Source organism: Microbacterium suwonense (genome assembly GCF_030296555.1).
In the GTDB taxonomy this organism is placed as follows: Bacteria; Actinomycetota; Actinomycetes; order Actinomycetales; family Microbacteriaceae; genus Microbacterium; species Microbacterium suwonense.
In genome coordinates this window covers 2811285-2828842 of the sequence record NZ_AP027728.1, presented here as the reverse complement: position 1 = coordinate 2828842, position 17558 = coordinate 2811285, and the positions used below count along the sequence as shown (strand labels likewise).

Genomic DNA, 17558 nt, shown 5'->3' with positions numbered 1-17558 from the left:
CGCCTGAGGGGCTGGCGGGCGGCATCCATTGCGACCTGGACGGGCGGGCGGACTGCGGGCGGGCCGGTCAGCGCTGGGGCGGTGCGACCGATGCTCGGTGCACGAGCACGGGGGCGACCGGCTCGGCGGCATCCGTTCCCGCATCGACCAGCCGGGAGACGGCGAGCCGGGCGAGCTCGGCGAAATCCTGCCGCACGGTGGTCAGAGCCGGCGCGTAGAAGGCGGCATCCGGAACGTCGTCGAAGCCGACCACGCTGACATCCTCGGGAACGCGGATGCCGAGCTCGCGCAGCCCGCCCAGCAGCCCGAGCGCCATCTGATCGTTCGCGGAGAACACCGCCGTCGCCCCGGATTCCGCGATGATCGCGGACGCGTCGTGACCGGATCGCGCCGTCCAGTCCCCCGACACCACGGGCCCCGGCGCCAGGCCGCGCGCGGCGAGCTCCTGTGCGAAGCCGGCCTGCCGCGCCTCCGCCTCGAGCCAGTCCGCCGGCCCCGCGAGGTGCGCGATGCGGCGGTGCCCAGCATCCGCGAGGCATCCGGTGGCCAGCCGCGCCCCTGCGACCTGATCGACGGCCAGCCCGCGCCCGTCGCGCCCGGCGGAGTGCAGGGTGACGGTCGGTATGCCGATGTCCATGGCATCCAGCGTCTGCAGCGTACGTGCGTGCGGCGCGACGACGACCAGCCCGTCCACTCCCTGACCGAGCAGGTGCTCGATGGCCTCACGCACCGTGTCTTCGCCCGTGGAATCGGCGAAGACGGCCGAGACCCAGTAGCCGGCGGAGCGCGCCGCGGACTCGATGGCCTCGATGCTGCGCGACGGCCCGTAGTGCAATGCGGCCTGAGCCAGCACGCCGATCGTGCGTGAGCGGCGCGTGCCGAGGGCGCGTGCCACGTTGTTCATCCGGTAGCCGAGCTCGCTGACGGCCGTCAGCACGCGCTCTCGCGTCTCCGGCGCGACGTCGGGATGCTCGTTCAGCACACGCGAGACGGTCTGCCGCGACACCCCAGCGCGCGCAGCGACATCGCGCACGCCCACGCTGCGGGCCCTGAGACCGGTCACGCGCACGAGTCTAGGCCCGGCCCGGGCCTTCTGCGAGCACGAGCGGCCGTCAACGGCACCCCCGCGCCCGCAGCATCTGCCCGGACCGCACTATTCCTTCCGACGGGTCACCGCGCGCTGCAGCAGCACGAAGATCAGCAGGATGCCGCCGGTGATGATCGTCGTCATCTCAGGCGGGATGCCGCCGTCGCGGGTGATCAGCACGTTCATCAGGCCCAGTACCAGAGCACCGATCACCGAACCGAGCACGTAGCCGTACGCGCCGGTGAGCACCGTGCCGCCGATCACGGCCGCGGCAATCGCGTCGAGCTCCCAGCCGATGCCGGTGATGTTCTGAGCCGTGCCGAGCCGCGAGGTGTACAGCACCGCCGCGACGCCCGACAGCGCGCCGCTGATCACGTAGACGAGCACTTTGGTGCGCTGCACGGGGAGGCCCATCAGCAGCGCCGAGCTCTCGGACCCGCCGATCGCGTACACGGTGCGACCGGTGCGGGTGCGATGCAGCACGAAGAAGGCTGCCAGCACGACCAGGATCGCGATGATCACCGCGGGGGTGATGGTCAGATCGTTGACCTTGGGGCCGTCGATGAGCTTGATCTTGTCGCTGATCCAGCGGATCGGCGACTCTTCGGGCAGCCGCTCGGGCTTGGTGCTCAGCAGCGATGCCAGGCCTCGGCCCAGGAACATCATCGCGAGGGTCGCGATGAACGGCTGCACGTTGAAGTAGCGGATCAGGATGCCTGAGACGAGTCCGAACAGGGCACCGAAGCCGATCATCGCCGCGACCACGATCAGCGGGTGCCAGCCGGCGTTGGCCAGCATGACGCCGGCCACCGACGAGAACGCGATGATCGAGCCGACCGACAGGTCGATGCCGCCGGTGATGATGACGAACGTCAGCGCCACGGCCAGCACGATGAGGTGCGCGTTGTTGATCAGCAGGTTCGACAGCGTGCTGGCCTGCACGATCTTGCCGTACGCCGTCTCGCCGTAGACGATCATGCCGACGAAGATGACCACCGAGGCGATGGTCGGCAGCACCGACGGATTCGCGGTGATCAAACGGCGGGCGCGCGCGAGGAGCCCCTGGGTCGCGCTGAGCGCGGGTGTCGCAGTCGCGGTGCTCATGCCGCCACCTCCTCTTTCGGTGCCTCGGCTCTCGGAGCGGCGACCGCCCTCTTACGCCGCTGGAACCAGGCGCGCACCCGTTCGGACTGCAGCAGGCAGATCACGATGATCACGATGGCCTTGAACGCAGGGGTGGCCGACGAGGAGACACCGAGGAACAGCACGGTCTTGTCGAGCGTGGCGATCAGCAGCGCGCCGACGAACGCCCCCGAGAGCGAGAACTTGCCGCCCATCAGCGAGGCGCCACCGATCACGACGGCGAGGATCGCATCGAGCTCGAGCTGATAGCCGGTGCGGGAGATGTCGACGGTCATCACGCTGCCCACCGACATGATGCCGGCGACACCGGCGAGCACGCCGCTGAGCACGTAGGCGGTCAGCAGCAGACCCTTGGGCTTGATGCCCGCCATGCGACTGGCCCTGGGGTTGATGCCGATCGCCTCGATCATCAGACCCAGCGCGCTGCGGCGAACCACCCAGCCGACCGCGATGACCACGCCCAGTGCCAGGATGAACACGACCGGGATGCCGATCACATAGCCGTTCGCGATCCAGCGATACGGGTCGTTGGATGCGGCAGTGTTCTGCCCGCCGGTGATGACCTTGGCGACACCGCGTCCAGCCAGCATGAGCACGAGGGTTGCGATGAAGGGCTGCAGCCCGACGTACGCGATGAGCACGCCGTTGACAGCACCCAGGATGCCGGTGATCAGCAGGGACAGTCCGACCGCGGCGAGCGCGGCGCCGAGCGATGACGAGTCGCCGACGCTGTTCAGGAACTCCATCGACACTGCGCCGGAGACGGCCATCAGCGAGCCGACCGACAGGTCGATGCCCGCCGTGGCGATCACCAGGGACATCCCGATCGCGATCATCATGATCGGAGCCGCCTGCCGCATGATGTCGATCAGGTTGCCGACGAGGTTGCCGTTGTTGGGGTTGATGGTGATGGCGAGGTAGCCCGGATCCTTCAGCACGTTCAGCGCGAGCAGCGCGATGATGGCGACGATGCCCCAGAAGAACGGCTTGCGGATCAGGTCGCGCCAGAAGGATGTGGTGGTCGCGGCGTTCATCGCGCCTCCTGCTCTGCGGTCTTGTCGGCCTCGGCGATCGCGTCGGGCTCGTCTGTCGTCTCGGCGATGGTATCGGGCAGTGCGCCCTCCGCGTCATCGAGGCTCTCGGCAGCCGCCTCGGACCCGTGCGCGGCGATGACGTCGACGATCTCCTGCGCGGTGACCTCGGGCCCGTTCTGGATCTCGCCGATCTTGCGGTGGTCCTTCAGCACGACGATCCGCTCCGAGAGGCGCACCACCTCCTCGAGCTCCGAGGAGACGAACACGACGGCGACGCCGTTCTCGGCGAGTTCGGCCACGGCTTCCTGGATCTCGGCCTTCGCGCCGACGTCGATGCCGCGCGTGGGCTCGTCGAGGATCAGCAGCTCGGGTTCGGTCGCCAGCCAGCGACCGAGCAGCACCTTCTGCTGGTTGCCGCCGGAGAGGTTCTTGATCATCCGGGTGGGATCGGCGGGGCGAACGTTCAGTTCGGTGATGTACTTCTCGACGATGGCATCCTGCTCCTTGCGCGGGATGGGCCGCGCCCAGCCGCGCTCGGCCTGCACGGCGAGGATGATGTTCTCACGCACCGTCAGATCGCCGATGATGCCCTCGTCCCGGCGATTCTCGGTCGAGAACGCGATGCGCTTGGCGAGCCCGTCGGCGGGCGATCTCATCTCGACGCGGCGCCCCTTCAGCGTGATCGTCCCCTCATCGGGGCGGTCGGCGCCGTACAGCAGCCGGGCGAGTTCGGTGCGCCCAGCGCCGAGCAGACCGGCGAAGCCGACCACTTCGCCGGGACGGATGTCGAGATCGGTGGGCTCGACGGCTCCGCGACGGGCGACGCCGGATGCCGACAGCAGGGGCTCTTCGTCGGCGGCCCGCGGCGCGGTGCGGCGGTTCCCGCCGAGCGACTTCAGCGCGTTGAGATCCTTGCCGATCATCTTCGAGATGAGGGCGTGCCTGTCGAGCTCGCGGGTGAGGTACTCACCCACGTATTTTCCGTTGCGCAGCACCGTGAGCCGGTCGCTGATCGCGTAGATCTGATCAAGGAAGTGCGAGACGAAGAGGATGGCGACGCCCTGATCTCGCAGGGTGCGCATGACGGCGAACAGGCCCTCGACCTCGGCGGCGTCGAGGCTGGAGGTCGGCTCATCGAGGATGAGCACCTTCGCCTTGATCGCCATGGCGCGGCTGATGGCCACGAGCTGCTGCACGGCGATGGAGAGCGTGGAGAGGGGCTTGTGGGTGTCGAGGTGCTCGAGCCCGAGTCGGGCGAGTGCAGCTGTGGCGGCGCGGTGAGTGGCACGCCAGTTGACGCCGAAGGGGCCGCGGATCTCGTGGCCGAGCATCACGTTCTCGCCGATCGACAGGTTCGGCGCGAGGTTGACCTCCTGGTAGACGGTCGAGATGCCGGCATCCTGGGCATCGCCGGTGCCGCTGAAGCTGCGCTGCTGGCCCGCCACCACGATGGATCCGGAATCGATCCGGTAGACACCGGTGAGCGCCTTGATGAGCGTGGACTTGCCGGCGCCGTTCTCACCCATCAGCGCATGGACCTCGCCCGGGAAGAGGCGGAAGTCCACGCCGTCGAGGGCTTTCACGCCGGGGAACTCGATGGAGATCCCCTGCATCTGCACGATGGGCGGTTCTTCGGTCATCGCCGTCTCTCTCGTCTTCGTGGACAGGTGCCGGGTGACGCGTGCGCCGCGTCACCCGGCATCCGATCAGTACTTGCGGTCCGCGAGCACGGCCTTGGCCGCGTCGGCCGAGTCGAACGCCTGGCTCGGAACGATGATGTATGAGTCGACCTTCTCGCCGGCGAGCGCCTTCTTGACGACGTCGACCGCGGTCTCGCCGAACAGCGGGTTGTACTCGTGCACGTAGCTGAGCTTGCCGTCGGCGAGCGCCTGGATGGCGTTCTTGGTGCCGTCGATCGTGGCGATCTTGATGTCGGTGCCGACCGTCAGCCCGGCCTCCTCAGCGGCCTGTGCGGCGCCGAGGCCCATCTCGTCGTTCTGCGCGAACACGAACTGGATGTCGTTGTTGTTGGCCTTGAGCATGGTCTCGAGGACGCTCTTGCCCTCTTCTGTGGACCAGTTGGCGGTCTGCGCGTCGACCTTCGTCAGCGGAGAGTCGCCCAGGCCTTCTTCGAAGCCCTTGTTGCGCTCATTGACGACGCCCACGCCGGCCGGACCCTCGAGCACGACGTAGTTGCCGCCGTCGGGGAACGTCGCTGCCGCCCACTCGCCGACCTCCTTCGCCACCTCGACGTTGTCGGGGGCGATGCGGGTGACGTACAGGCTGGTGTCGTCGGGCTCGATGCCGCGGTCGAGCAGGACGACCGGGATCTCGGCCTCCTGCGCGAGCTTGAGCGAGTCCTCCCAGCCGGTGGCCTCGGTGGCCGACAGCAGGATGACATCGACCTCCTGGTCGACGAACGCGGTGAAGCTGTCGATCTGCGACTTCTGATCGAGGTTCGCCGCGGGTGCGTAGCTGAGCTTGTAGCCCGCCTCCTCGGTGAACGTGTCCTTGATGTTCTGCTCGTTCGCCTGTCGCCAGCCGCCCTCAGGGCCGACCGCCACGAAGCCGACCGAGATCAGGTCACCGGAATCGCCGGAATCGCCGCTCGCGCCGTCGTCGCCGTCTCCGCTTGCGCACGCCGTGAGGCCGAGCGCGAGCGCACCGACGGCTGCGAAGCCGAGTACCGCGCGGATGTGCTTCTTTGCAGACATTGTTCTCCTCCTCGAGAGACCGGGGCGCTGCCCGGGTGGACCTGATGCGGCCCTGGTGCTGAGGACCCTCGGATGGGGTTCTGTCAGGGATGTTACCGGGAACATTTTTCGGAACACAAGGAGGTTCGAACAAGTCACCTTGTTCCGTTACCTAAACGTTGTTACCGCGCACATCGACTCCGGCGTCCGGCTCCAGCTCCGCGGCGATCATCTCCACGACGGTGTCGACCGTGACACCGGGGCCGTTGCTGAGTTCGCCGATCTTCTCGCGATCCTTCAGCACGACGATGCGGTCGCTGAGCCGCACGACCTCCTCGAGCTCCGAGGAGATGAAGACGACCGCCACGCCGTCACCGGCGAGCTGGCTGATCCGCCGCTGGATGTCGAGCTTGGCGGCGATGTCGATCCCCTTGGTCGGCTCATCGAGGATCAGCACGTGCGGCCGCACGGCGAGCGCACGTGCCAGCAGCACCTTCTGCTGCGTGCCGCCGGAGAGCTGCTCCACCGGACGGGCGAGATCCGCCGGATCCAGATGCAGTGCGTCGACATAGGCATCGATGAGGGCGGACTGCTCGGCCTGGGAGACCGGTCGCGTCCAACCGCGCAGCGCCTGCAGCGAAAGCACGATGTTCTCGCGGGCGGTGAGCTGCGGAATGATCCCATCGATGCGGCGGCTCTCGGTGGTGACGGCGATGCGTCGGCGCAGCGCCGCCGACGGCGTGCGCAGCGAGACGCGTTCGCCGCCGACCCAGAGCTCTCCGCCGTCCGGACGGACGACGGAGCCCAGAAGCGAGGCGAGCTCCGTCCGCCCCGAGCCGCGCAACCCTGCCAGGCCGACGATCTCGCCGCGGTGCACCTCGACGTCAGTCGGCATCAGCTCGCCGCGGCGGCCGAGACCCTCGGCGCGGAGCACCGGCTCGCCATCCGACGTGTAGTGATGCGCCTTGCGCTCCGAACCGAGCGCGCGGAGGCTGTTGATGTCCTTGCCGAGCATCTGCGAGATCAGGTCGGCGCGCTCCAGATCGCGAGTGGCGTGCTCGCCGATCTTGCGCCCGCCTCGCAGTACCGTCATCCGATCGCTGATGGTGAAGGCCTGCTCGAGGAAGTGCGAGATGAACAGGATCGCCACGCCCTGGTCGCGCAGCCCGCGGATCACCCGCATCAGCGTGGCGACCTCGGCCTGGTCGAGACTGGACGTGGGCTCGTCCAGCACCAGGACGCGGGGGTCGTCGACCACTGAGCGCGCCAGCGCGACCAGCTGCTTCTGGGCGGACGAGAGCCGTGACACGGGGCTGCGCGGGTCGAGATCGTCCAGACCGAGCCGGACAAGCGCCTCCACGGCATCCACCCGGGTCTGCCGCCAGTCGATGCCGAACCGTCCTCGGCGCTCGCGACCGAGCATGACGTTCTCGGCGACGCTGAGATTGGGGCTCAGCTGAGCCTCCTGGAACACCGTGGCGATGCCCGCTGCCCGACTCTCGGCGACGCCGGAGAAGCGCCGTTCCTCGCCGTCGACGATCACCCGGCCGGCAGACGGGCGGCGGGTGCCGGTGAGCACCCCGATCAGCGTCGACTTGCCGGCACCGTTCTCGCCCATCAGAGCGTGAACCTCTCCGGCGAACAGCCGGAAGTCGACGCCGTCGAGCGCACGCACCCCGGGGTACTCGACGACGATGCCGTCGAGCTGCACCACCGGGTCGATGACGCGCATCAGCGCACCTCCCGGGCCGCCGCGGTCGATGCGCGTACGACGATCTCGGTGGGGATGCGAGTGAACTGCGGGATCTCGCGCTGCTCGATGGCCGCGCGCAGCATCTCCACAACCGCGCCGCCGAGTGCGTGGAAGTCCTGGCGCACCGTGGTCAGCGGCGGCACGAAATGGCGGGCGAGGGGAACGTCGTCGAAGCCCGCGACACTGATCTCGCCCGGCACGTCGAAGCCCCGCTCGTGCAGGCCGTGGATCAGACCGATCGCCGTGTCGTCGTTGGCTGCGAAGATCGCCGTGTAGTCGGGCAGCCGCTTCAGCCCCATCGCGAAGTCGTAGGCGAAGTCGGCCGACCAGTCGCCGACCACGATCGGGCGCTCGCGGATGCCCCAGGATTTCGCCCTGGCGTGGAAGGCGCGCTCGCGGGCCCGCGCATCGAGCCAGTCCAACGGGCCGGAGATGTGCAGGATGTCGCGGTGCCCGAGTGCGACTAGATGGTCGACGACGAGCGTGGTGCCCTGATGCTGGTCCAGAGACACCGTGAGAAAGGTGGGATCGGCATCCGCCTTGACGACGAGCATGGGAACGCTCATCGAGACCCGGCGCAGCGCGGCGATCGACGATGATCTCGGCGCGACCATGCAGATGGCATCGACGCCCTGCGTGATCAGACCGTCGACGGCGTCCTGCGGTGTGAGCGGATCGCCCTCGTGCAGAGCGATGGGCGTCACCGAGTAGCCGGTCGCGCGGGCCGCCAGCTCGACGGCACGCAGGATGCTGGTCGGGCCGAAGGCGACCGCGCTCTCGACGATCACGCCGATGCGCTGGGTGCGCTGGGTCGCGAGCGCCCTGGCGACCAGGTTGGGCCGGTAGTCGAGCTCCTCGATCGCCTCGAGCACCCGCCGCCGGGTCTCGGGCTTGATGTTCGGATGGTCGTTGAGCACCCGCGACACGGTCATGTGCGAGACGCCCGCGATCGACGCGACCTGACGGATGTTGGGTTTGTCGGAGCCGACGTTCGCCATGTCACCTCCGTCGGTCGCGCGTGGCGCTATGTTACCGGGAAACCTCCCCGCCGCTCGAACGCCCGGACCCGCCGGGCCGTGAGTGCCTGGGCTACTCCCGTCGCACTTTCCGTCGCTCGCGTGGGCGCGGAGTCGACGGAAAGCGCGACGGCGGCGCCGGCGAGACGCAGCAGAGGACGCGTCATGGCTGCCGTCACGACAGGGCGAGCGCCGACCACGAGACCGGAGGCAGTGTGACCGTCAGCAGGCCGTCTGCGAGGGATGCTCCCTCGAGGGCCTTGAGCCCGACCCGGTTCTGGTCAGCCAGAGTGTTCTTCGCGTACACGTCGTCGTCCCACAGCGTGACGGCCTCGTCGATCGACGAGACGCCGAGCTCGGCGACCTCGATCGTCACGGAGATCGACTCGCTCTGGCTGCGGTTCACCAAGAACACCGCCGAGCCCTCGGCATCCGTCGCGACCACCGAGTCGACCAGCGGCGCATCGCCGTGCACCTTCGTCTCGTACGTGCCGACCTCGATGCGCGGCTTGATGATCGCGCCCTTCGCCAGACGCGACGTCACCGAGAACGGGAAGAAGGTGGTCTGCCGCCACGCGTCGCCGCCGGGCTCGGTCATGATCGGTGCGATCACGTTGACCAGCTGCGCGAGCGATGCCGACGCCACCCGATCGTGGTTCTTCAGCAGGGTGATCAGCAGGTTGCCGAGCACCACGGCATCCGCCACCGAGTAGACGTCCTCGAGCTGCCGCGGGGCGTAGCGCCACTCATCGTTGACCTCATCGGACTCCCTGTGCTCGTCGAGGTACCAGATGTTCCACTCATCGAAGGAGAGCTTGATCTTCTTCTTCGAGCGCAGCTTGTTTCCGACGTGGTCGGCGGTGGAGACCACGGTCTCGATGAAGTACTGCATCTCCAGCGACGAGGCCAGATACGAGGCGAGGTCGCCGTCGCGCTCCTGGTAGTAGGCGTGGCAGGAGATGAAGTCGACGTGCTCGTAGGAGTGCTCGAGCACCGTGCGCTCCCAGTCGCCGAACGTCGGCATCGACGAGCCCGACGAGCCGCACACGACCAGCTCGAGCGTGCGGTCCGCCGCCTTCATGGCCTGTGCGGTGCGGGCGGCGAGCTTGCCGTAGTCGTCAGCGGTCATGTAGCCGGTCTGCCACGGCCCGTCCATCTCATTGCCGAGGCACCACATGCGGATGTCGTGCGGCTCGACGGTGCCGTTGGCGATGCGCTGATCGCTGAGCGCCGTTCCCGAGGGGTGGTTGCAGTACTCCAGCAGGTCGAGCGCGGCCTCGATCCCGCGGGTGCCGAGGTTCACCGCCATCATCAGCTCGGAGCCCGTGAGCTTGAGCCAGCGGGAGAACTCGTCGACGCCCACCTGATTGGTCTCCAGCGAATGCCACGCCAGATCGCGGCGCACCGGACGCTGCTCTCGCGGGCCCACCGAGTCCTCCCAGCGGAACCCTGAGACGAAGTTGCCGCCGGGGTAGCGGATCGTGGTCGTTCCGAGCTCGCGCACCAGCTCGACGACATCCATGCGGAAGCCGTCCTCGTTGGCGGTGCGGTGGCCGGGCTCGTAGATGCCGTCGTAGACGCACCGACCGAGATGCTCGACGAACGAGCCGAAGATGCGCCGATCGATCGGAGCGACGACCGCCTCGCGGTCGATGGAGATGCGTGCCTGGGTCACGGTGTTCCTTTTCTGGGTACGGGCCGGCTCGGCGAGCGCGGCGAGGGGGCTCAGGGATTTCCATCACGTTGCATGAGCGCCTTCGCCCCATTCTACAACGTTGTAGAATTATTGTGAACGAACCCCGCCGGGCTGTCAACCGCGAACTCCACTCGGGTTCCGGATGTGGTCAGCGTGCCGGAGCGGACTCCCGCTCGAGGATGCGGAAGTCGCTCAGCAGGGTACGCGGTGCGGCATCCGTCTCTCCTGCTATGCGTGCGAGCAGCGTCGAGACGGCGGTTCCCGCGATCCAGTCCCTCCCGGAATCGACCGTCGTCAGCGAGGGGATGGAGTAGGCGGTTTCGTCAAGCCCATCGAATCCGACTACGGCGACGTCTTCGGGCACGCGGCGACCGGCTTCCTGCAGCACGCGCATCGCACCGAGTGCGAGTGTGTCATTCAGCCCGAACACGGCATCGAAATCAGCGCCGCGTGCGAGCATCTCGCGCATCGAATCCGCACCGTTGGCGCGGTGCCACAGCGTTGCATAGCCGACGACATCGTCGTCATAGCCAATACCGGCGGCGTCCAGCGCCTCACGGTAACCCTGCAGTCGCAGGGCGGCCGAGCCGATCACTTCGCCGTCGTGCGCGCCGATGACGGCGATGCGACGCCGACCGAGCGAGATGAGGTATTCCGTCGCGGCGCGTGCGGCCTCCACATTGCGCATGGTGACATGATCCGTGGGCCCGTCGAAGATGCGCTCGCCAAGGAGCACCATCGGATATGAGACGTTCAGCGCGGCGACGTCCTCCTGGCCCATCCCCAGCGGACTGAAGATCAGACCGTCAGTGAGCTTGAGCCGGGGGCTGCGCAGCAGTTCGAGCTCCCGATCGCGATCACCGCCGGTCTGCTCGACCAGCACGACGACGCCGGCAGCCTCGGCCTCGCGGATCACCTGTGCCGCGAGTTCACCGAAGTAGGCTAAGCCCAGGTCCGGCAGGGCGAGTGCGATCGCGCCCGTACGCCCCGACCGCAGGTTCCTTGCGGTGAGGTTCGGGGTGTAGCCGAGCTCGGCGATCGCGCGCTCGACCTTCTCGCGAGTGGTTGGCCGGATATGCGGATAGTCGTTGATGACGTTCGACACGGTCTTGATCGAGACCCCTGAGAGCCTCGCGACATCGTGCAGCGTCACGGCCATACGACTCCTCCCTGACCCTCGAAAGCCTACAACGTTGCATTCGATACGCAGTCTGCGGCATGCCACACAGACGACGACTTGCTCACTTGAGCCCCGTGCTGGCGACGCTCTGGATGAACCGCCTCTGGAGCACAAGGAACAGGATGGCGAGTGGTGCCAGCCCGATGAGCGATCCCGCCATCATGACGCCGTAGGGGATGATCCCGTCAGGCCCCGTCAGGACGGTCAGTCCCGACGTGATCGTGCCCATCTGCTGATCCGTCGTCAACACGAGAGGCCACAGAAGGTCGTTCCAGTTGTTGACGAAGGTGTAGATGCCGAGTGTGACAAGCGCGGGCACGGCATTCGGCAGCACAACGCTTCGGAAGATCCGCAATTCGGATGCTCCGTCGATGCGAGCGGCATTGTCGAGATCGCGCGGCAGGGAGAGGAAGAACTGCCGCAGGAAGAAGATGCCGAAGGCGTCCGCGGCACGAGGGGCGATGAGTCCCGTGTACGAGTTGATCCATCCGAGATCCGCAACCAGCTGGTAGACCGGGATCAGGGTCGCTTGAAACGGCACCATGAGGCTGGCGACGATCGCGATGAGCAGCAGCCTGCTACCCCGAAAGTCGAGGCGCGCCAGCACGTACGCCGCGAGCGAGTCGAACACGAGGGCGAAAACGGTGACCCCTCCCGCGAACACGAAGCTGTTCAGGATGAGGCGCGCGAAGGGCAGATCGGTGAAGATGCGGGCGAAGTTGTCGAGCGTCCATGCGTTCGGAGCGAGTGTGGGTGGAAACGCGTTGACCTCGGCAACCGGCTTGAATGCCGTGAGCGCGATGATGATGATCGGCAACAGGATGAACGCGGCGATTGCGAACATGCCGGCGAAGAACAGCCAGCGGGTGAGATGACCGGCCAGGCGGCGGGTAAGCATGTTCATGGTCAGCTGGCGTCCTTCTCACCCCGAGCAGTGATGGCGAACTGCACCAGGCTCAGCAGCAGCGTGGCGATCAGCAGCACGTACGACAGTGCCGAGGCGAAGCCGAGTTCCAGGTCCTTGAAGCCGGACTTGTAGATCTGCATCACCACTGTCTGAGTGCTCTGGTACGGGCCTCCCCGGTCAGGATGTAGATCTGGTCGAATGCCTGCAGCGCGGCGATGGTCGCGATCACGAGCACGAAACCCGTCGTGTTACTCAGTAACGGCACAGTGATGTTGATGAACCGCGTGATGGGGCCGGCGCCGTCCATCTTGGCCGCTTCGTACAGACCCTGTGGTATCTCCTGCACGCCGGCAAGGAACACGATCATGTAGAACGGAAAAGTCTTCCAGACTGCGATCAGCACGACTGTGGGCATCGCGAGAATCGGATCCTGCAGAACGTCGCCGATGCGGATCCCGAAGGATTGCAGCCAGTAGTTGAGGAGTCCGACCTGTGGGTCGAGAAGGTACTGCCACGCGAAGGCGGCCACAGCGAGCGAGACGATGAACGGCAGGAAGAGGCCGGTACGGAACACCCCGCGAAGCGGAAGCCTGGGGCTGTTCAGCGCGAGTGCCAGCATGAGTGCCAGGACGACGACGATCGGCGTGAACAGGATCGTGTACAGGACCGTGTTGCCCATCGCCCGGACGATATTGGGCTCGGTGAACACCTTGAGATAGTTCTCGAAACCGACCCATTCTTCCTGCCCGAAACCGCTGGCGTCGGTGAACGACAGCCGCAACGCGGCAAACATCGGCCAGAACACGAAAGCGACGAGGATCGTCATGGCGGGCAGCAGGAAGGCGACGATCGTGACCCGCCGTTTTACGCGTCCGCGCAACGGGCCCCGACCTCCGATCTGAGGCGGCGGACGGAACCGTCGATTGCTGGTGAGCGTCATTGCCGCTTCCTCGTACAAGCGGTGATGACCACCGCGTCTCCAACGTTGTAAATGACAGTAGAGCCGAACCGCGTTCGGCGTCAAGTCGGCATGCGCACCCGTTCAAGCTGGCACTTGACAAGGTCGTGACCGATCCCGCACTATGTGATCACAACGCACTTACAACGTTGTAAAACCCGAAGGCGAGAGAGTGTCGCCGTTCCCGACAGTGGAGTCGACTCATGGAGGTCCAGTACCGATGAAGAAGGCAATCACCGCAGCAGCCGTCATGGGCGTCGTCGCGCTCGCAGCATCCGGTTGCTCCGCCAGCACACCCGTCCAGGAAGGACCGATCAAGATCGACTTCTGGCACGGCTACACCGAAGCAGATGGCAAGGTTCTCAACAGCCTCGTTGACGAGTTCAATGCGTCGCAGGACGAAGTCGAGATCACCACCTCCACCAAGCCCTGGGCGACATTGCTCGATACCGCGTTGCCGGCGCTGAGCTCGAAGACCGGCCCGCAACTCGTGGCATTGCCAGCTGAGAATGTGCCGGTTTGGGCCTCGAAGGGCGCCCTGCACGACCTGGACGATTGGTATGGCGCCGCCGACAGTGGCGCCGATGTCCTGAACGAGAGCGCTGTCGCAACCGGCATCGTCGACGGCAAGAACTACGCGGCACCACTCAGCTTCACCCCGCTCACGATGTTCTACAACACCGCAATGTTCACCGAGGCAGGCGTCGAGGTCCCGACGACCTGGGACGAGTGGGTGGCCGCAGCCAACGCATTGACGATCGATGAGAACGGCGATGGCACACCGGAGCAGTACGGCCTCGCCCTGCAAGATCACGGAACAGTGGGCAACGGCGTCTGGCCGTCTCTGTTCAAGAGCGGTGGCGGCGATGTCGTGACGACTGACGGTGAGGTCGTCATCGACTCACCGGAGAATATCGCCACCCTGAGCTACTGGCGAGATGCACTGGCGGAGGGGAACTTCTCTCCGACGGGGCTCGCCGGCGCCGATGCCGATGGACTGTTCAGCGCCGGAAAGGTCGCCATGACTCTCGCAGGCCCGTGGATGGCAACCGTCTCGGAGTCCTCGAATATTGATTTCGGCATCGCTCCGCTGCCGGCGGGTCCTGCTGGAGTCAAGGCCTCCGCACTCGCGGTGGATCTGAGCATCACATCGCAGGCCACGGAACAGGAGAAGGCGGCGGTTCAGACCTTCCTCACGTGGTTCTACCAGAAGAAGAACATGATCACGTGGTCGCTCGCATCCGGTTGGCCTCCGCTGACGAGCGAAGTCACGCCCGATGATGTTGCCGAGAACGAGGTCGTCTCAGCTCTGACCGAGCAGGCGCCGAACGGCGTGGCGCTCCTGCCCGGCGTGATCCCCTCAACCGATGTTCTCACTGCCATGGACACAGCGACGCAGAAGGCCCTGGCCGGTGGAGACATCGCCTCCCTGCTGGGCGCCGCTCAGAAGGAGATGGAGTCCGCGCTCGCAGACTGACCCCCGAGCATCGTGGGCCGGACCTGCGCACCGTACGATACGGCGTGTGGTCCGGCCCTGTGCTACCTCCCTTTCCGAGACACGACCCAAAGGACGACACATGCGCTGGTTCGAAGACGGACGCCTCCGATTCGCCGTAGGAGTCGAAGACACCTTCATCCCCCAGACGAGAGCTGGCGAGCGCGCATTGGACGAGTACGAGCTCATGCAGCACTACCGCTTCTGGCGCCAGGATCTCGAGTATTGCGCGCAAGCGGGAAGCGAGATGGTTCGTTGGGGCATCCCCTGGTACCGGATCGAACCCCAGCCCGGCGCATGGGACTGGGACTGGCTGGATCGCGTCGTCGATGCCTTCGAAGAGCTGGGGCTCGATCTCGTGACGGATCTGATGCACTACGGCACTCCGCTCTGGCTCGATGGCCAGTTCGTGAACCCCGACTATCCGAAACGCGTCGCCGACTATGCCGCAGCGGTGGCTGACCGCTACCGAGGCCGCATCCGCCATTACACGCCATTGAATGAGCCGCTGCTCAACATCATGTACTGCGGCGAGTTCGGGCAGTGGCCCCCGTACCTCACGGGCGATCGTGGTTTCGTCGATGTACTTCGCGGCATCACGCAGGGAATCGTGACGACGCAGAACGCGATCGCCACCATCGACAGGGATGCCGACTTCGTCCACGTCGAAGCCTCGTTCCGATTCGCCGGTGATGTCGCCGCTCACGAGAAGACTCACGAGCACCTGCGCCATCGCAGGTTCATCGTTCAGGACCTCGTGATGGGTCGCGTCGATCAGGATCACGCCCTGTTGCCCCATCTCCAGTCGCAGGGTTTCACGGATGCGGATCTCGACTGGGCGCGTACGCACACCGCCCAGCCCGATGTGGTCGGGGTCAACTACTACCCGCAGCATTCGACGGAGGTCTTCGAGCGCGATGTCACGCGCACCGGAGGTCCTCGCGACCTCCGTCCGCGTCTCAACGCGGGCACAGAGGGGATGAAGGACGTCCTGACATCCTTCGCCGAACGCTACGGCAAGCCCGTCTTCCTCACTGAGACCAGCTATACCGGCACGGTCGCCGAGCGGATCACATGGATGCAGGAATCGGTCGCCGCCGTGGAAGAACTGCGAGCGGAGGGCATCGATGTCGTGGGCTACACCTGGTGGTGCATCACGGACATGATCGAGTGGTCGTACCGGACCGGCGACAAGTCACCGATGAACTACCTGCTGACGATGGGCCTGTGGGCGCTCGAGGAGGAATCGGATGGCACTCTTCGCCGCACAAGGACTCCAGTCGCGGATGCTTTCCACCGTCTCGCGACGCGTCCCCGCTGATCAGCATCCCTCCCCACCCTCGAGACTTCCCTTCCCGCACGAGACTTCCCTTCCCGCACGAGACGGCACGTACGCCGTGCAGTCTCATGCCGTAAAGGAAGTCTCGAACCACGGGAAGGAAGTCTCGCACCCCAAAGGAAGTCTCACGCCGCGGAGGAGGCCTGACAGCATCGGGTTCCCCGATTGTTATCGTGGTGGGGGCGGCAAGGAGACCGGTGGAAGAGCGAGCAGACGACCCGCGCGTGTGGCGTGCACCGTCGATCATCGATGTCGCGCGTGAGGCCGGTGTCTCGGCGCAGACCGTGTCCCGGGTCGCGAACGGCATGGACATCGTGCGGCCCACCACCAGGGACAAGGTCCTCGCCGCGATGGATCGGCTGGGCTACCGCCCGAACTCCGCAGCACGCGCGCTGAAGTCCGGCCGGTTCCGCACGCTGGGCGTGATCATGTCGGGGCTGTCCAGCTACGGCAACATGCGCACGCTCGAAGCCATCGCGAACGAGGCGGCCAAAGAGGGCTACTCACTGACTCTGACTCCGCTGTGGACCATCGCGAAGGCCGGGTTCTCCGGCGCATTCGCCCGGCTCGCCGACCAGGCCGTGGACGGCGTGCTCGTGGTGCTCGAGGCTCACGAGCTGCATGAATCCGATCTTGAGCGCGTCGCCGGCATGCCCACCGTCGTCGTGACCGCGGGCGACTCGCATCCCTACCCCTCGATCGACATCGATCAGACGCAGGGTGCACGGCTTGCCACCGAGCATCTCCTCGAGCTCGGCCACGACACGGTATGGCATATCAGAGGCCCTGAGGACTCGTACTCCGCCGACGATCGTGCCGCGTCATGGGCCGCCACGCTGCGCGCGCACGGCCGCGAGGTCCCGCCCGTCATCCCGGGCGACTGGAGCACGGCATCCGGCTATGCGGCGGGGCGGCAGCTGGCCGCCGATCCGACCGTCACCGCCGTGTTCGCAGCGAACGACGAGATGGCTCTCGGCGCTATGCGCGCGCTGCGCGAAGCCGGTCGGGGCGTTCCCGAGTCGGTGAGCGTGGTCGGCTTCGACAACATGGGGATGGCGGCCGACTTCCAGCCCCCGCTGACCACCGTCCACCAATTCTTCGACCGCGTCGGAACGGCCGCCGTCGGCATGCTCATCGACCAGATCGAGCACCGCCGCCGCACGCCGCCCGGGCTCGTGGGGACTGCTCTCGTCACACGCGCCAGCACCGCCCCGCCTCCGGCCACACAGCCGCCCCGTTGACGGCGAGCCCGCGCGC

General features: G+C 66.5%; 15 protein-coding genes. 3 read left to right on the top strand and 12 right to left on the bottom strand.

The window, feature by feature from the left end; all coding sequences use genetic code 11:
* Nucleotides 1-67: 67 nt before the first annotated feature.
* The 12 genes from QUE33_RS14210 to QUE33_RS14155 all read right to left on the bottom strand — a co-directional run bounded on the left by QUE33_RS14210 (nt 68) and on the right by QUE33_RS14155 (nt 13449).
* Complete coding sequence (locus QUE33_RS14210) at nt 68-1063, bottom strand: LacI family DNA-binding transcriptional regulator (RefSeq protein WP_286300876.1); 996 nt, start codon at nt 1061-1063, stop codon at nt 68-70.
* 90 nt (nt 1064-1153) lie between these two features.
* The gene (locus QUE33_RS14205; RefSeq protein WP_286300875.1) at nt 1154-2191 is read right to left on the bottom strand and encodes an ABC transporter permease; all 1038 of its coding nucleotides are present in this window, start codon (nt 2189-2191) and stop codon (nt 1154-1156) included.
* On the bottom strand, nt 2188-3264 hold the full coding sequence (locus tag QUE33_RS14200) for an ABC transporter permease (RefSeq protein ID WP_286300874.1): 1077 nt from the start codon (nt 3262-3264) through the stop codon (nt 2188-2190). The genes QUE33_RS14205 and QUE33_RS14200 overlap by 4 nt, the downstream gene beginning before the upstream one ends.
* Complete coding sequence (locus tag QUE33_RS14195; RefSeq protein ID WP_286300873.1) at nt 3261-4904, bottom strand: sugar ABC transporter ATP-binding protein; 1644 nt, start codon at nt 4902-4904, stop codon at nt 3261-3263. Before QUE33_RS14195 ends, QUE33_RS14200 begins: the two co-directional genes overlap by 4 nt.
* Before the next feature lie 66 nt (nt 4905-4970).
* Nucleotides 4971-5978: a substrate-binding domain-containing protein gene (locus QUE33_RS14190; protein ID WP_286300872.1), complete on the bottom strand. Its 1008-nt coding sequence runs from the start codon at nt 5976-5978 to the stop codon at nt 4971-4973.
* Between the two features lie 151 nt (nt 5979-6129).
* A complete protein-coding gene (locus tag QUE33_RS14185) occupies nt 6130-7689 on the bottom strand; it encodes a sugar ABC transporter ATP-binding protein (RefSeq protein ID WP_286300871.1) in 1560 nt (519 codons plus the stop codon).
* Nucleotides 7689-8708, bottom strand: coding sequence for a LacI family DNA-binding transcriptional regulator (locus tag QUE33_RS14180; protein WP_286300870.1), 1020 nt, complete (start codon nt 8706-8708; stop codon nt 7689-7691). The genes QUE33_RS14185 and QUE33_RS14180 overlap by 1 nt, the downstream gene beginning before the upstream one ends.
* A 193-nt stretch (nt 8709-8901) precedes the next feature.
* Nucleotides 8902-10401 (bottom strand): arabinosylfuranosidase ArfA, encoded by a 1500-nt coding sequence (gene arfA, locus QUE33_RS14175; protein WP_286300869.1) that lies wholly within the window; start codon nt 10399-10401, stop codon nt 8902-8904.
* 169 nt (nt 10402-10570) lie between these two features.
* A complete protein-coding gene (locus QUE33_RS14170; RefSeq protein ID WP_286300868.1) occupies nt 10571-11581 on the bottom strand; it encodes a LacI family DNA-binding transcriptional regulator in 1011 nt (336 codons plus the stop codon).
* Nucleotides 11582-11663: 82 nt separating this feature from the next.
* Nucleotides 11664-12506, bottom strand: a complete 843-nt coding sequence (locus tag QUE33_RS14165; protein WP_286300867.1) for a carbohydrate ABC transporter permease — start codon at nt 12504-12506, stop codon at nt 11664-11666.
* A 2-nt stretch (nt 12507-12508) separates the two neighbouring features.
* Nucleotides 12509-12649 (bottom strand): hypothetical protein, encoded by a 141-nt coding sequence (locus QUE33_RS14160; RefSeq protein WP_286300866.1) that lies wholly within the window; start codon nt 12647-12649, stop codon nt 12509-12511.
* Nucleotides 12649-13449, bottom strand: a complete 801-nt coding sequence (locus QUE33_RS14155; RefSeq protein ID WP_286300865.1) for a carbohydrate ABC transporter permease — start codon at nt 13447-13449, stop codon at nt 12649-12651. The genes QUE33_RS14160 and QUE33_RS14155 overlap by 1 nt, the downstream gene beginning before the upstream one ends.
* Before the next feature lie 238 nt (nt 13450-13687).
* Between QUE33_RS14155 and QUE33_RS14150 the strand changes: the two genes are divergently transcribed.
* The 3 genes from QUE33_RS14150 (at nt 13688) to QUE33_RS14140 (ending at nt 17542) form a co-directional block, all read left to right on the top strand.
* A complete protein-coding gene (locus tag QUE33_RS14150) occupies nt 13688-14944 on the top strand; it encodes an ABC transporter substrate-binding protein (protein ID WP_286300864.1) in 1257 nt (418 codons plus the stop codon).
* A 100-nt stretch (nt 14945-15044) separates the two neighbouring features.
* Nucleotides 15045-16283 (top strand): family 1 glycosylhydrolase, encoded by a 1239-nt coding sequence (locus QUE33_RS14145; RefSeq protein ID WP_286300863.1) that lies wholly within the window; start codon nt 15045-15047, stop codon nt 16281-16283.
* Between the two features lie 215 nt (nt 16284-16498).
* On the top strand, nt 16499-17542 hold the full coding sequence (locus QUE33_RS14140) for a LacI family DNA-binding transcriptional regulator (RefSeq protein WP_286300861.1): 1044 nt from the start codon (nt 16499-16501) through the stop codon (nt 17540-17542).
* Nucleotides 17543-17558: the final 16 nt, after the last annotated feature.